Here is a 16,044-nt window from a genome sequence, read left to right as displayed (position 1 = left end):
GCGCACCGTGCGATGGCCGCGAGCATGCATGTGCCCGCTGCGCGCGAGCAGCCGCCATGCCGCATCGGCGTGCATCGTGCCCCGTCAGCGCGCACCGCGTCCCGCACGGCGACAGTGCTGCAGCGCACCACATCTGTGCCTCGGTGCATCGCGACGGAGAGCGCGCCGCGCGCCGCGGTGACGCGCCCGATGCCCGGTGCGCCTTGTGCGGCGGGGCTCGCGGCGCGATTGACGCCGACATGGCACGTCGCTTGCGTAAGCTGGTTCGGGCGGATCAACGGCGATTCGCTTGCAGCACCGAATACCGACGCGCCCGGCAACGGGCTTCATGGGCAACGGCGTCCTACGCATCGGGTCTCGACGAGACCGGTGCGCAGGACGCCGTTTTTCGTTTGGCGGATGACATGACCGACAAAGCTACCCGTATCGATCTCTTCAGCCTCCGCACCGCGCCGATGCGCGCGTTCCACCTGACGTGGATGGCGTTCTTCGTATGCTTCTTCGCGTGGTTCGCGTGCGCGCCGCTGATGCCGCTGATCGCACGCGAATTTCATCTGACGGCGGCGCAAGTCGCCAACATCAACATCGCCGCGGTGGCCGCGACGATCGCCGTGCGGCTGCTGGTCGGCCCGCTGTGCGACCGCTTCGGCCCGCGCCGCGTGTATGCCGGGCTGCTGCTGCTCGGTGCGATTCCCGTGTTCGCCGTGTCGTTCACGCACGATTACCTGTGGTTCCTGATCTGCCGGCTCGGCATCGGTGCGATCGGCGCGGGCTTCGTGATCACGCAGTACCACACGTCGGTGATGTTCGCGCCGAACGTGGTCGGCACAGCGAACGCGACGACGGCCGGCTGGGGCAATGCCGGCGCGGGCGCGACGCAGGCGCTGATGCCGCTGCTGGTCGCCGCCGGCCTGATGCTCGGCTTCGGCGAGGATTCGTCGTGGCGCGTCGCGCTGATCGTGCCGGGCGTGGCGATGCTCGTGATGGCCTGGGCGTACTGGCGCTTCACGCAGGACTGCCCGCAAGGCGATTTCGTCGCGCTGCGCAAGGAAGGCGTGACGGTCGACAGCGGCAAGAAGGGCGGCTGGGCGAGCTTCTTCGCCGCGTGCGGCAACTATCGCGTGTGGATGCTGTTCGTCACGTACGGCGCGTGCTTCGGCGTCGAGGTGTTCATCCACAACATCGCCGCGCTGTACTACGTCGATCACTTCAGCCTGTCGCTGAAGGACGCGGGCCTCGCGGCCGGCATGTTCGGGCTGCTCGCGCTGTTCGCCCGCGCGCTCGGCGGCTGGCTGTCCGACAAGATCGCGGCGCGCCGCAGCCTCGACGTGCGGGCGGCGCTGCTGTGCGCGCTGATCGTCGGCGAAGGGCTCGGGCTGATCTGGTTCTCGCATGCGCAAAGCGTCGGCATCGCACTCGTCGCGATGCTGACCTTCGGCCTCTTCACGCACATGGCCTGCGGCGCGACCTACGCGCTGGTGCCGTTCATCGACCGCAAGGCGCTCGGCGGCGTCGCGGGGATCGTCGGCGCGGGCGGCAACGTCGGCGCGGTGGCCGCGGCTTTCCTGCTGAAGGGCGTCGGCGACGTGCAGCACACGCTGAGCCTGCTCGGCCTCGCCGTCACCGCGACCGCGCTCTGCGCGATGGCCGTGCGCTTCAGCGAAGAACACAAGGCGCGCGAAGCCGAGCTGCGCGATCGCGCGCTAGCCGCCGCCGCCAACGCCGCGAACTGATCGACCGAAGGAACCGTCATCATGAAACTCATCGTCATCGGCCACGGCATGGTCGGCCACAAGCTCCTCGAATGCGTCGCGGCGCAAGCCGGCACGGCGGGCGCGCCGCACGTCACCGTGCTCGGCGAGGAGCCGCGTCCGGCCTACGATCGCGTGCACCTGTCCGAATTCTTCGCGGGCAAGTCGGCGGACGACCTGTCGCTCGTCGAACCCGGCTTCTTCGAGCGCCATCCGCGGTTCGACCTGCGCCTGAACGCGCCAGTCGCGTCGATCGACCGCGCCGCGCATACCGTCACGCTCGCGTCGGGCGAAACGCTCGCGTACGACAAGCTGGTGCTCGCCACCGGCTCGCGTCCGTTCGTGCCGCCAGTGCCGGGCCGCGATCGCACGGGCTGCTTCGTGTACCGGACGATCGAGGATCTCGAAGCGATGCAGGCGTGCGGCGCGCAGGCCCGGCGCGGCGTCGTGATCGGCGGCGGGCTGCTCGGCCTCGAATGCGCGAAGGCGCTGCGCGACATGGGGCTCGACACGCACGTCGTCGAATTCGCGCCGCGGCTGATGGCCGTGCAGGTCGACGACGGCGGCGGCCGGATGCTGCGTGCGAAGATCGAGGCGCTCGGCGTGACCGTGCATACCGGCAAGAACACGCTCGAGATCGTCGACGGCGACGAAGGCGCGCACCGGATGGTGTTCGCCGACGGCTCGCATCTCGACACCGACATGATCGTGTTCTCGGCCGGCATCCGGCCGCGCGACGAACTGGCCCGCGCGTGCGGGCTCGAGATCGGCCCGCGCGGCGGCGTCGCGATCGACGACGCGTGCCGCACGAGCGACGCCGACATCTACGCGATCGGCGAATGCGCGGCGTGGAACGGCACGGTGTACGGCCTCGTCGCGCCCGGCTACGACATGGCGCGCGTGGTCGCGAAACAGCTCGCGGGCGACGCCGCCGAAGCGGCGGACGCGGCGTTCGCCGGCGCCGACATGAGCACGAAGCTGAAGCTGATGGGCGTCGACGTCGCGAGCATCGGCGACGCGCACGGCACGACGGCCGGCAGCCGCACCTACCAGTACGCGGACGAGCGCCGCCAGGTCTACAAGAAGCTCGTGGTGTCCGACTGCGGCAAGTTCCTGCACGGCGCGGTGATGGTCGGCGACGCGGCCGAGTACGGCACGCTGCTGCAGATGATGCTGAACCGCATCGAGCTGCCCGAGTCGCCGGAATTCCTGATCCTGCCGTCGTCGGACGGCGCGGCGAAGCCGGCACTCGGCGTCGACGCGCTGCCGGAAGGCGCGCAGATCTGCTCGTGCAACAACGTGTCGAAGTCGCAGATCTGCGCGGCCGTGGCCGACGGCGCGACGAGCCTCGGCGCGCTGAAGACCTGCACGGGCGCCGGCACGTCGTGCGGCGGCTGCGTGCCGCTCGTCACGCAGATCATGAAGGCCGAGATGAAGAAGCAGGGCCTCGCGGTCAACAACCATCTGTGCGAGCACTTCCCGTATTCGCGGCAGGAGCTGTTCCACCTGATCCGCGTCGAGCGCATCACGACGTTCGACGCACTGCTCGCCAGGCACGGCCGCGGGCTCGGCTGCGACGTGTGCAAGCCGGCCGTCGCGGGCATCCTCGCGTCGTGCTTCAACGAGTTCGTGCTGAAGAAGGAGCACGCGGGCCTGCAGGATTCGAACGACTACTACCTCGCGAACATCCAGCGCGACGGTACGTACTCGGTCGTGCCGCGCATGCCGGGCGGCGAGGTCACGCCGGAAGGGCTGATCGCGGTCGGCCAGGTCGCGAAAAAATACGGCCTGTACACGAAGATCACGGGCGGCCAGCGCGTCGACCTGTTCGGTGCGCGCGTCGAGCAGTTGCCGTCGATCTGGGAGGAACTGATCGCGGCCGGCTTCGAATCGGGGCACGCGTACGGCAAGGCGCTGCGCACCGTGAAGTCGTGCGTCGGGTCGACGTGGTGCCGCTACGGCGTCGACGATTCGGTCGGCCTCGCGATCGACCTGGAGAATCGCTACAAGGGGCTGCGCGCGCCGCACAAGATCAAGTTCGGCGTGTCCGGCTGCACGCGCGAGTGCGCGGAAGCGCAGGGCAAGGACGTCGGCATCATCGCGACCGAGAAGGGCTGGAACCTGTACGTGTGCGGCAACGGCGGGATGAAGCCGCGCCACGCGGAACTGCTCGCGTCCGACCTCGATCGCGCGACGCTGATCCGCTACATCGACCGCTTCCTGATGTTCTACGTGCGCACGGCCGACCGTCTGCAGCGCACCAGCGTGTGGCGCGACAACCTCGAAGGCGGCCTCGACTACCTGATCGACGTCGTCGTGCACGACAAGCTCGCGATCGCGGCCGAGCTCGAGGCCGACATGCAGCACGTGGTCGACACCTACGAGTGCGAATGGAAGCGGGCCGTCACCGATCCGGACACGCGCAAGCGCTTCCGCCACTTCGTGAACAGCGACGCGCCGGACACGACCATCGAATTCGTCGAGACGCGCGGCCAGATCCGGCCCGCGACGCCCGCCGAGCGCGCGGGCGGCAAGCCCGTGGCGATTCCGGTCGTCGCCGAGCCGGCGACCGTCTGACCCCGACCGACATCCGTAACCGAGCAAGGAGCCCATCATGAACGACCGTCTTCCGCTGTCCTGGACCCGCGTGTGTCCGCTCGACGACATCGTGCCGAACACCGGCGTGTGCGCGCTCGTCAACGGCGAGCAGGTCGCGGTGTTTCACGTCGCGCATCCCGACGGCGGCGTGTTCGCGATCGACAACGTCGATCCCGTGTCGCAGGCCGCCGTGATGTCGCGCGGGCTGATCGGCAGCCTCGGCGAACGCGTCGTGGTCGCGTCGCCGCTGTACAAGCAGCACTTCGACCTGCGTACCGGCGAATGCCTGGAAGCGCCCGAGCAGTCGGTGAGCGCGTATCCGTCGCGGGTCGAGGACGGTTTCGTGTGGGTCGCGGCCTGAGCCCGCCGGAGCACGCATGACCGCCACCCCCGTCAAGAGCGTGTGCCCGTACTGCGGCGTCGGCTGCGGGATGGTGCTGCACGTCGAGGACGGCGAAGTCGTCAAGGTATCCGGCGACGCCGACCATCCGACCAACTTCGGGCGGCTGTGCACGAAGGGTTCGTCGGCGCACGTCGCGCTGCGCCGCTCGGGCCGGCTTGACCGTGCGTTCGTGCGCCGCGCGCGCGAGGACGACCTCGTGCCGCTGCCGGCGCGCGATGCGATCGCCGAGACCGCGCGGCGGTTGCGCGCGGTGCTCGACGCGCATGGGCCCGATGCGCTGTCGTTCTACGTGTCGGGGCAGATGTCGATCGAGGCGCAGTATCTCGTCAACAAGCTCGCGAAGGGCTTCGTCGGCACCAACAACATCGAGTCGAACTCGCGCCTGTGCATGGCGAGCGCGAGCACCGGCTACAAGCAGTCGCTCGGTGCGGACGGCCCGCCCGGGTCGTACGACGATTTCGATCGCGCGAACCTGTTCTTCGTGATCGGCGCGAACATGGCCGACTGTCACCCGATCCTGTTCCTGCGGATGATGGATCGCGTGAAGGCCGGCGCGAAGCTCGTCGTCGTCGATCCGCGCCGCACCGGCACGGCCGACAAGGCCGACCTGTTCCTGCAGATCCGGCCCGGCACCGATCTCGCGCTGATCAACGGGCTCCTGCACCTGCTGCATGCGAACGGGCGCACCGACGCCGCGTTCATCGACGCATACACCGAAGGCTGGGACGCGATGCCCGCGTTCCTCGCCGACTACACGCCCGAGCGCGTCGCCGCGATCACGGGGCTTGCCGAGGCCAACATCCGCACGGCCGCGCAATGGATCGGCGACGCGCAGGAATGGATGAGCTGCTGGACGATGGGGCTCAACCAGAGCACGCACGGCGTGTGGAACACCAACGCGATCTGCAACCTGCACCTCGCGACCGGCAAGATCTGCCGCCCGGGCAGCGGGCCGTTCTCGCTGACCGGCCAGCCGAACGCGATGGGCGGGCGCGAGATGGGCTACATGGGCCCGGGGCTGCCGGGCCAGCGCTCGGTGGCGTCCGACGACGACCGCCGCTTCGTCGAGAATCTGTGGCGCGTGCCGGCCGGCACGCTGCGCAAGGACACCGGCAACGGTACGGTCGACCTGTTCGAGCGGATGGCGGGCGGCGACATCAAGGCATGCTGGATCGTCTGCACGAACCCGGTCGCGACCGTGCCGAACCGGCGCAACGTGATCGCCGGGCTGCAGGCGGCGGAGCTCGTGATCGCGCAGGACGCGTTCCTCGATACCGAGACCAACCGCTATGCGGACATCCTGCTGCCCGGCGCGCTGTGGGCCGAGGGTGACGGCGTGATGATCAACTCCGAGCGCAACATGACGCTGATGCGCGCGGCGGTCGCGCCGCCCGGCGATGCGCTGCCGGACTGGCGCATCGTCGCGGAAGTCGCGCGCGCGATGGGCTTTGGCGACGCGTTCGACTATGCGTCGGCGGCCGACGTGTTCGACGAGATCGTGCGTTTCTCGAATCCGGCGACCGGCTACGACCTGCGCGGCGCGAGCCACGCGGCGCTGCGCGACGGGCCCGTGCAATGGCCGGTCGCGCCGGGCACCGCGCGCGAGCGCCACCCGATCCGTTACCTGAACGACGGCGTGAGCCAGACGCCGCGCGCGGCGGCCGACGGCCGCGCCGCGCCGCGTCTCGCGTTCCCGATGCCGTCGGGCAAGGCGCGCTTTTTCGCGCGACCGCACGTCGATCCGGCCGAACTGCCCGACGGCACGTTCCCGATCGTGCTGAACACCGGGCGATTGCAGCATCAGTGGCACACGATGACGAAGACGGGCAAGGTCGCGATGCTGAACAAGCTCAACCCGCGTCCATTCGTCGAACTGCACCCGGACGATGCGCGCGCGCTCGGCATCGCCGCGAAGGACAGCGTCGAGATCCGTTCGGCGCGCGGCCGCGCGGTGTTGCCGGCCGTCGTGACCGAGCGCGTGCGGCGCGGCAACTGCTTCGCGCCGATGCACTGGAACGACGTGTACGGCGACGACCTGTGCATCAACGCGGTGACGAACGACGCGATCGACCCGGAATCGCAGCAACCCGAACTGAAATACTGCGCGGTCGCGCTCACGCGCGTCGACACGGACGCGTTCGCGTCGGCCGACGACGACACGGCGCGCGTCGACGCAGGCGCGGACGATGCACCGCCCGCGCCTGCGATCTCGCCGATCACGGCTTCACAGGAATTCGACATGGCAGACATCGACACTTTCGCGGCCGCGCTCGGCGTCGCCGATCTCGCGCCGCCGCCGCTGACCGACGCCGAGCGGCTGTACGTGGCCGGCCTCGTCGGCGGGCTGAAGGCGAGCGTCGGCCGTCGCGACGGCGGCGTGCCCGTGCTGCCGGCCGGCGCGCCGTTGACGCCGCCCGTGCGGTTCTGGCTCGACGGGATGCTCGCCGGCCTGTTCAGCCGCGCGCTGCCTGCCGGCGCGCAGAGCGCGGCGGCGCCCGCGCTGCCGGCCGACGCCGCCGCGGCCGGCGGCGTGCGCATCGTGCGCCCGCGCCCGAAGGTCACGTTGTTGTGGGCGTCGCAGACCGGCAACATCGAATCGCTGACCGAGGATTACGCGACGAAGCTGATGAACGCCGGCTTCGAGATCCGCACGGCGTGCATGTCCGACTATCCGGTCGCGTCGCTCGCCGGTGCGCAATACGTGCTGCTGATGACGAGCACGTTCGGCGACGGCGATGCGCCCGACAACGGCAGCGAATTCTGGGACGCGTTGCAGGCCGGCGGCGCCGCTCGCCTCGACGGCGTGCATTTCGCGGTGCTCGCGTTCGGCGACCGCAACTACGACCAGTTCTGCGGCCACGGCCGCCGGCTCGACGCGCGCCTCGCGGAACTCGGCGCGGCGCGCCTGTGCGCGCGGGTCGATTGCGACGTCGAATTCCAGCACGATGCCGATCAGTGGCTCGAACGCGTCGTCGCTCGCATCAAGGAGGCCGATGCCGCGCTGCACGCGGTGCCGTCCGGCGGGATGAGTCCGTCGGGGCTGGTGCCGACGAAGGCGCATCCGGCGCCGTCGAAGCTCGTCGCGAACCTGCGGCTGAACCGTCCGGGCGCCGCGAAGGACACGCGCTACGTGTCGCTGTCGACCCAGGGCGCGAATCTCGAATACGAAACCGGCGACGCGCTCGGCGTATGGCCGACCAACTGCCCCGAACTGGTCGACGAACTGCTGTCCGTCACCGCGCTGAAGGCCGATGCGCCGGTGTCGGTGCCGGGCGTCGGCGACATCCGGCTCGGCGATGCGCTCGCGCGCCACTTCGACATCACGCGCCCGCATCCGGACACGCTGGCCTTCATCGCGTCGCGCAGCGCGAACGGCGCGCTGAAGTCGCTGCTCGGTGACGACCGCAAGAGCGACCTGAAGCAATGGTTGTGGGGGCAACAGCTTGCGGACGTACTGCACGAATACCCGGTCGAACTGTCGGGCGCGGAGCTGGTCGGCATGCTCAAGCGCATGCAGCCGCGCCTCTATTCGATCGCGTCGAGCCCGAGCGCGCACGCGGGCGAGATTCACCTGACCGTGTCGGCCGTGCGCTATCACAACGGCCGCCGCGCGCGCAAAGGCGTCGCGTCGACGTTCCTCGCCGATCGCGCGGACGACGGCCGCGTGCCCGTGTTCGTGCAGAAGTCCGCGCATTTCCGGCCGCCGGTGAACGGCGACGTGCCGATCGTGATGGTCGGCCCGGGCACCGGCGTCGCGCCGTTCCGCGGCTTCCTGCACGAGCGGCGGGCGCGCGGCGCGCGCGGGCGCAACTGGCTGTTCTTCGGCGAGCAGCATGCGCGGACCGATTTCTACTACGGCGACGAGCTGAGCGAGATGCACGAAAGCGGCTTCCTGACGCGGCTCGATCTCGCGTTTTCGCGCGATCAGGCCGACAAGGTCTACGTGCAGGACCGGATGCGCGAGCAGGGCGCCGAGCTGTTCGCATGGCTGGAGGAGGGCGCGCACTTCTACGTATGCGGCGACGCCGCGCGGATGGCCAAGGACGTCGATACGGCGCTGAAGGCGATCGTCGCCGAGCATGGCGGCATGTCGGACGAAGCCGCGAACGATTACGTCGCGCGGCTTTCGAAGGCGCGGCGCTACATGCGCGACGTGTACTGAATCGCGTGAGCGAAGCGGCCAACGCCCGCCCGCCGCGTCGGCGGCAGGTTATTGCCGCCGCTCCCACGCACGCGCCTGCTCGGCGCGCACGAACGCTTCCGACGCCGCCGGCAGCAGGTTGCGGAACGCGCCGCCGTCGCCGTCGATCACGTCGACCATCTTCGCGATCATTTCCTCCGGGTCGTGCTGTTCGAGCGGGAACGTCAGCCGCGCGGGCGTCACGGTATGCGCGGCCGGATCGTGCCAGCGCCGTATCGTTTCCATCATCCGGTCGTTGAAGCCGGTGCGGTACGGGCCGGGGTTCACGACCGCGACCTGGATTCCGTGCGGCGCGAGCTCTGCATGCATCGCCTCGGCCACCGATTCGATCGCATGCTTCGACGCGCAATACGCGCCGGTGAACGGCCCCGTGATCAGCCCGGCGATCGACGACACGAACACGATCTTGCCGTGTTTGCGCGCGAGCATCCCGCGTGCGATCTGCTGCGTGAGTTCGAGCGACCCGAACACGTTGACGTCGAACAACTCGCGAACGATCTCGACCGGCAGGTCGACTAGCGCGCCGGCTTCGCCCACCCCCGCGTTGTTCACGAGCACGTCGATTTCGAGATCGGCCGCGCGGGCGCGGTCGTAGGCGGACGTGACATCGAGCTTGATCGCCTGCAGCGAGGTGCCGCGCCGGGCTGCTGCGGCGTCGAGCGTGTCGATCTCGGCCGCGGTGCGCACACCCGCTGTCACGTGATGGCCGCGCGCGGCGAGCCGCAGCGCGACTTCGCGGCCGAAGCCGGTCCCCGCGCCGGTGATGAGGATGCGTTTCTGTGCCATCTGCTTACCTTGTGGTGTGAAGGGTTGCCTGAAAAAGGTCGCGGCAGTGCTGTGCGATCGCGGTGTCTTCGTCGACGCTGCCGCCCGAGACGCCGATCGCGCCGACGCAGCGCCCGTCGCCGTCGACGAGCGGTTCGCCGCCGCCGAACGTGACGAGCCCGCCGTGACTGTGCTCGATGCCGCGCAGCGGGCCGTCGCCCGACATCGCGCCGAGCGCGCCGGTCGACGCGCGAAAGCGCACGGCCGTCAGCGCCTTGCGCTGCGCGAGATCGATCGCGCCGAGAAAACAGCCGTCGGTGCGCACGAACGCGAGCAGGTTCGCGCCGGCATCGACGATGGCGATCGCGACGCCGGCCATCTGTAGCGATGCGGCATGCGCGAGCGCCGCGTCGATCGTGCGGCGGGCGACGGCGAGCGGCAGCGCGGCGGTGAGCGGGTTCATGCGAGGGGCTCCGATAGGACGACAGGGCCAGTGTAGGCAGTCGCGGTATATGGGAGAATCCGCATTCCACTGGAAGTAGTTTCAAGTTTTTTTAATGATCGGGCAGGCGATGAGCAGACGCGATCCGATGGCCGGGCTGCACGTGTTCATGACCGTCGCGACGGCCGGCAACTTCACGCGCGCCGCCGCCGCGCTGGGCCTGACGCCGGCCGCGGTCAGCCTCGCGATCGGGCAGCTCGAGGGCGAGTTGAACGTGAAGCTGTTCAACCGCAGTACGCGCGGCGTGAGTCTCACGGAAGCCGGCCAGCGCTACTGGCGGCAGACCGAACCCGCGTACCGGCAGGTCATGCAGGCACGCGACGAACTGAAGGATGCACGCAGCGAGCCGAACGGGCTGCTGCGCGTGACCGCGCTGCCGCTCGCGCGCTTGCTCGTGATCGCGCCGGTGCTCGCGACGTTCCGCGAGCGCTATCCGAAAGTCCGGCTCGAAATTCGCTACGAGAACGAACTCGTCGACATCGCGAAGGACGGCTTCGATGCGGGAATCCGCCTGGCCGACCGGCTGCAGCCGGGCATGATCGGCGTGCGGATCGCGCCTGCGCTGACGTGTGCGCTGGTCGCGTCGCCGGCCTATCTTGCCCGGCACGGCACGCCCGAGTCGATCGCCGCGCTCGCGCGGCATGCGTGCATCCGTTTCCGGTTTTCGGAAAGCGGACGCCTGCACAAATGGCTGCTGCGCGACGGGCGACGCGACGTCGATCTCGATCCGGACGGCGTGTTCGTGACGAACGACGACGATGCGGTGATCGACGCGGCGCGCGCCGGGGTCGGCATCGCGTTCGCGTTCGTGCGCGAGCGGATCGAGCAGGACCTGCGCGACGGCACGCTCGTCGAGGTGCTGCCCGGTGCGTGCCGGACGCTGCCGCCGATGTGGCTGTATTACGTGAACCGCAAGCACGTGCCGGCCAAGCTGCGCGCGTTCATCGACGTGCTGCGCGAGCGTGACGGCGCGGGCGCGGCGTAAGCGCAGCGGCCGTTCGCTGCAGCAATGGATCCGGCGGCGCATGATGGCGGCTCCACCACGAAGCCATGGAGTCGCGCGATGACCATATTTCCGCATTTTCCGATTCGAACGCTCGTGATTGCCGCGGCGGTGGCGGCCGTCGCGATTTCCGGCACACCGGCCATCGGCCAGACGTCGACGGTGCCGGCCGGCACGGCTGTCGCGACGCCCGACAATGCGATCCTGCTGACGGTGTTCCTGAAACACGACCAATCCCGCCCGCTCGCCGAGTTGAATGCGCAACTCGCGAAGCAGGGGTTCTACAAGGCGTTTCCGCCGCCGGGCGTCGAAGTCGTGAGCTGGACCGTGACGATGGGAATCGGTCAGATCGTCGTGCTGCGGCTGCCGGCGTCGCGGCTGCGCGAGGTCAATCGCGTGCTCGAGGACACGGCCTGGGGCGCGTACCGGACGGAGTTCTACCCGACTTACGATTACAAGGCGATCGGGTTGGGCGAGCATGAGCGGGCGAAGTAGCGTACAGGGGTGTATTTCCGCACCGACGGTGCGCCGCACGGGCGCACCGGATCGACTCGTTCCCATTTCGAAACGCGCCGCGCCGTCGCGTTTTCGTCCTCACCGTCCGCGCTTGGCGCGGCAGATTTCTCCCAAATGGATCACAACGCGTTCATCCGATGAAAAAACCGCCCCGGTTCCCGGTATGATGCGCACCTGCGTTCGTGGAACGCCATATTTCTATGCGGTTTTGATGCGCAAGACATCACAAATTCGCACAAAGCGAACATGAAAGATTTTGTAATATAAGTTCCGTATACTCGTAAGTTCTGGTTTCGGCGCCGCCCGCCCTCGTCCTGGCCGGCCGCCCACGCAGAACAACGAGATTTTCGTCGCCGCCCGGCCCACCCGCGCCGCGACACGCTATGCACCACCACTGAACACGTTATGTCTTCCCGCCACCCTGGTTCGCCCGGCCCTGCCGCGGCGGTGATCGCCCGTGCCCGGGCGCTGATCCGCCACGAGCGCGTGCTGTCGCCGCTGCTCGCGCTCGGTATCGGCCTGCTGCTGATCGTGGTTTTCCAGCACCTGTCGGAATCCGTCGACTACCGGTCGGTGATGCGCCAGTTGCGTCACATGTCCGTCGTCGAATGGAGCGCGTCGCTCGCCGCGACGGCCCTCAGCTATCTCGCGCTCGTCGCCCGCGATGCGGTCGGCCTGCGCTACGTCGCGGCCAGGGTGCCGCGCGTCGCGCTATGGATCGGCGCGATCGCCGGCTCCGCGCTCGGCAACGCGACCGGCTTCGGCGCGCTGACGGGCGGCGCGGTGCGCGCCCGCGTGTACGGCGTATCGGGCGTCACGCCCGCCCAGATCGGCCGGATGACGGTGTTCACGAGCGGCACGCTCGCGCTCGCGATGGTGCTGATGACGGCGGTCGGCATGGTCTGCGTGCCGGAGGCGCTCGCCGCGATGCTGCACGTCGCGCCCGGCGTGCTCACGTGGACGGGGGCCGCGTTGCTCGTCGTGCTCGCCGCGCTGGTCGGGCTGTGCGGCAACGCCGCGCGCCCGGTCGCCACGCGCTTCAAATGGTTGTCGTTCGACGTGCCGGCGCGGCGCGATCTCGTCGCGCAAGTCGTCTACGCGGTGCTCGACGTCGCCGCCGCGGGCCTGACGCTGTGGGTGTTGCTGCCGGCGGCGCCCGTCGGCTTCCCGACCTTCATTACCGTCTATGCCGCCGCGTTGCTGCTCGGGATGATCGGCCATACGCCGGGCGGGATCGGCGTGTTCGAAGCGGCGATGGTCTTCACGCTCGGCCGCGAAGTGCCCGCGCACGAAATGGTCGCCGCGCTGATCGCGTATCGCGCGATCTATTTCGGCGTGCCGCTCGTGCTCTCGGCCGGCCTGCTGGCCGGCTTCGAAGGCCGTGCGCTGCGGCGCCGGCTCGTCACGCGGCAGGCCGCGCGCGTGTCGCAGCTCGCGCCGGTGTTCCTCAGCCTCGTGACGTTCGCGGTCGGCGGGATGCTGGTGATCTCGAGTGCGACGCCCGCGTTCTGGCACCGGATCGCGATTCTGCGTCACATCGTGCCGCTGTGGGTGCTCGAAGGCTCGCAGGTGATCTGCAGCGTGCTCGGCGTCGCGCTGCTGTTCGTCGCGCGCGGGCTGCTGCGCCGGCTCGACGGCGCGTGGTGGATGACCTTCGCATTGACGCTCGCGAGCCTCGCGCTGTCGCTGGCCAAGGGCCTCGCGTTCGTCGAGGCCGGCGTGCTCGGCACGCTGCTCGTGCTGCTGCTCGTCAGCCGCCGCCGGTTCAACCGTCATTCGTCGTTGCTCGCCGAGCGCTTCACCGTGAGCTGGTTCGTGTCGGTGGCGCTGGTGCTGATGCTGGCCGTGTGGGTGCTGTTCTTCGCGTTCCGCGACGTGCCTTACACGCGCGAGCTGTGGTCGCATTTCTCGTTCGATGCGCGCGCGCCGCGGGCGCTGCGCGCGACGCTCGCCGCCGGCGTGTTCGTTGCCTTGTTCGCGCTGTGGCAACTGCTGCGCCCGGCGCCCGGGCGTTTCGTGAAGCCCGCGGCGCAGGATCTGGTCGACGCGGAGCAGATCATCCGCGCGCAGGAATGCAGCGACGCGGGCCTCGCGCTGATGGGCGACAAGTCGTTCCTGTTCTCGGAGTCGCGCCGCGCGTTCCTGATGTACGCGAAGAACGGCCGCACGTGGGCCGCGCTGCACGACCCGGTCGGGCCGCGCGAAGAGTGGCCGGCGCTGATCAGCAAGTTCATCGCGCTCGCGCATGCGCACAGCGGCCGCGCGGCGTTCTACCAGGTGCGCGCGAACGCGCTGCCGCTGTATCTCGACGCGGGGCTCACGCTGATGAAGCTGGGCGAGGAAGCGCATATCGCGCTCGACCAGTTCGACCTGAAGGGATCGAACCGTTCGCACCTGCGCTACGCGCTGCGCCGGGGCGACAAGGATGCGCTGACGGTCGAGGTGATCGCGCCGGACGACGTGCCGGCCGCGCTGCCCGCGCTGCGCGACATCTCCGACGGCTGGCTCGACAGCCGCGATGCGCGCGAGAAGAGTTTCTCGGTGGCCGCGTTCCACGACGGCTATCTCGCGACGCAATCGGTGATGCTGGTGCGGCAGGCCGACAAGCCGATCGCGTTCGTCACGTTCATGACGACCGACCTCAACACCGAGGCGACGGTCGGCGTGATGCGCCATCTGCCGGACGCTTCGCCGTACGCGATGGAGTATCTGTTTACGCAGCTCGCGCTGCATCTGAAGGAAGCGGGGTTCCGCAAGCTGAGCCTGGGTATCGCGCCGTTCTCGGGGATGGGCGCGGCGAAGATGCCGTCGCCGTTCCACCGGCTCGGCCTGATGGTCTGGCGCTTCGGCGGCCGCTTCTACAACTTCCGCGGCTTGCGCGCTTTCAAGAGCAAGTTCGAACCGCACTGGGAGCCGCGTTATCTCGCGGCCTCGGGTTCGGTCGGCGTGTTCGTCACGCTCGCGGATCTGTCATTGCTGGCTGGAGGTCGGCGTTCATGATGTTGACGAAGGGAATCGCGCGGGCGGCAGCCGCCTGCGCGGGAATGATGCTGGCCGGCGCCGCGTGCGCGGCGCAGCCGGCCGCAGTGAAAGCCGAAACCGTGTCCGGCGGCCGCTATGGGCCCGTGACCGTGACGAAGCCAAGCGGGCCGCTGCGTGGTTTCGTCGTGCTGTTCTCGCGTGAGGCCGGCTGGCATGCCGCCGATCAGCAGGCGGCCGACGCGCTCGCGAAAGCCGGTGCGATGACGGTCGGCGTCGATTCCGGGCGTTACGCGGCGAATCTCGCCGCGAAGCAGGAGGCCTGCCACCACCTCGACGGCGACGCCGAGGCGGTCAGCCATCAGCTCGAACGTCTCGCGCAGTCGTCGCGCTATTTCACGCCGATCGTCGCGGGCGTGGGCCAGGGCGGCGCGATCGCGAAGCAGATCCTGTCGATGGCGCCGGAGAACACGATCGCCGGTGTCGTCGCGGTCGGTCCGGCCGCGAAGCTCGATCCGCGCTTCAAGCCGTGTCCGCCCGATCCGACGATCGTGCGCCGCGCGATGCCGGGCTTCGTCGAAACGGTGGCGGCGGGCGACACCGCGAAGCTCGTGTCGCTCGTCACGTCGCACCTGCACGACACCACCAGCAGCGACGAGCTCGACGTGTCGGACCTGCCGCTCGTCGAGCTGCCGGCCAAGGGCGGCAGCGACCGGCTCGCGATCGTGATCTCGGGCGACGGCGGCTGGCGCGATCTCGACAAGACGATCGCCGAGGCGCTGCAGCGCGACGGCGTGTCGGTGGTCGGCATCGACAGCCTGTGCTATTTCTGGAGCGAGAAGCCGCCCGCGCAGGTGAGCCGCGATCTGGCCCGCGTGATGCGCACCTACATGGCGCGCTGGCATGCGAGCCGCGTGGCGCTGGTCGGCTACTCGTTCGGCGCCGACGTGATGCCGTTCGCGTACAACCGGCTGCCGGCCGACCTGCGCGACAAGGTCGTGGTGATGTCGCTGCTCGGCTTCGCGCCGTCCGCCGATTTCCAGATCCGCGTGACGGGCTGGCTCGGCATGCCCGCCAGCGACAACGCGCTGAAGGTCGCGCCGGAGATCGCGAAGGTGCCGCCGGCGCTCGTGCAGTGCTTCTATGGCGCGGAAGAGACGGACACGATGTGCCCGGCGCTCGCGAACACGGGCGCCGACGTGATCAAGACGCAGGGCGATCACCACTTCGGCCGCGATTACATCGCGCTCGAAAAGAAGATCCTCGGCGGGTTCGGCAAGGCGACGGCGGCGCGCTGAACGCCGGCGGGCGCCCGCGTGACGTCGG

10 protein-coding genes are annotated in these 16,044 nt (G+C 69.3%); 8 read left to right on the top strand and 2 right to left on the bottom strand.

Annotation, left to right across the window (positions count from 1 at the left end):
• The first annotated feature begins 404 nt into the window (after positions 1 to 404).
• The 4 genes from LGN10_RS09070 to LGN10_RS09055 are packed head-to-tail and all read left to right on the top strand — an operon-like array spanning position 405 to position 8,914.
• On the top strand, positions 405 to 1,733 hold the full coding sequence (locus LGN10_RS09070) for an MFS transporter (protein ID WP_059639542.1): 1,329 nt from the start codon (positions 405 to 407) through the stop codon (positions 1,731 to 1,733).
• 21 nt (positions 1,734 to 1,754) lie between these two features.
• Complete coding sequence (gene nirB / locus LGN10_RS09065) at positions 1,755 to 4,328, top strand: nitrite reductase large subunit NirB (RefSeq protein WP_226222938.1); 2,574 nt, start codon at positions 1,755 to 1,757, stop codon at positions 4,326 to 4,328.
• Positions 4,329 to 4,365: 37 nt separating this feature from the next.
• On the top strand, positions 4,366 to 4,710 hold the full coding sequence (gene nirD, locus LGN10_RS09060; protein WP_059585049.1) for a nitrite reductase small subunit NirD: 345 nt from the start codon (positions 4,366 to 4,368) through the stop codon (positions 4,708 to 4,710).
• Between the two features lie 16 nt (positions 4,711 to 4,726).
• On the top strand, positions 4,727 to 8,914 hold the full coding sequence (locus LGN10_RS09055) for a bifunctional nitrate reductase/sulfite reductase flavoprotein subunit alpha (RefSeq protein ID WP_226222936.1): 4,188 nt from the start codon (positions 4,727 to 4,729) through the stop codon (positions 8,912 to 8,914).
• A 48-nt stretch (positions 8,915 to 8,962) separates the two neighbouring features.
• Here the strand turns inward: LGN10_RS09055 and LGN10_RS09050 are convergent, their stop codons facing one another.
• Positions 8,963 to 9,739: an SDR family oxidoreductase gene (locus tag LGN10_RS09050; protein ID WP_226222935.1), complete on the bottom strand. Its 777-nt coding sequence runs from the start codon at positions 9,737 to 9,739 to the stop codon at positions 8,963 to 8,965.
• Positions 9,740 to 9,743: 4 nt separating this feature from the next.
• A complete protein-coding gene (locus LGN10_RS09045) occupies positions 9,744 to 10,181 on the bottom strand; it encodes a GlcG/HbpS family heme-binding protein (RefSeq protein WP_059585052.1) in 438 nt (145 codons plus the stop codon).
• Positions 10,182 to 10,290: 109 nt separating this feature from the next.
• On the opposite strand from LGN10_RS09045, the gene LGN10_RS09040 reads away from it, so the two are divergent.
• The 4 genes from LGN10_RS09040 to LGN10_RS09025 all read left to right on the top strand — a co-directional run bounded on the left by LGN10_RS09040 (position 10,291) and on the right by LGN10_RS09025 (position 16,016).
• Positions 10,291 to 11,205, top strand: a complete 915-nt coding sequence (locus tag LGN10_RS09040; RefSeq protein WP_226222933.1) for a LysR family transcriptional regulator — start codon at positions 10,291 to 10,293, stop codon at positions 11,203 to 11,205.
• A gap of 78 nt (positions 11,206 to 11,283) precedes the next feature.
• The gene (locus LGN10_RS09035) at positions 11,284 to 11,718 is read left to right on the top strand and encodes a hypothetical protein (RefSeq protein WP_124657812.1); all 435 of its coding nucleotides are present in this window, start codon (positions 11,284 to 11,286) and stop codon (positions 11,716 to 11,718) included.
• A gap of 426 nt (positions 11,719 to 12,144) precedes the next feature.
• The gene (gene mprF / locus LGN10_RS09030) at positions 12,145 to 14,739 is read left to right on the top strand and encodes a bifunctional lysylphosphatidylglycerol flippase/synthetase MprF (protein WP_124657811.1); all 2,595 of its coding nucleotides are present in this window, start codon (positions 12,145 to 12,147) and stop codon (positions 14,737 to 14,739) included.
• The gene (locus tag LGN10_RS09025; protein WP_226222931.1) at positions 14,736 to 16,016 is read left to right on the top strand and encodes a virulence factor family protein; all 1,281 of its coding nucleotides are present in this window, start codon (positions 14,736 to 14,738) and stop codon (positions 16,014 to 16,016) included. Before mprF ends, LGN10_RS09025 begins: the two co-directional genes overlap by 4 nt.
• The last annotated feature ends 28 nt before the right edge of the window (positions 16,017 to 16,044 follow it).

Origin of the sequence: Burkholderia sp. AU32262, from assembly GCF_020419985.1 — a bacterium.
In the GTDB taxonomy this organism is placed as follows: domain Bacteria; phylum Pseudomonadota; class Gammaproteobacteria; order Burkholderiales; family Burkholderiaceae; genus Burkholderia; species Burkholderia semiarida.
Note: the sequence above shows the minus strand (reverse complement) of the source record. Positions and strands in the feature narration are given on the sequence as shown.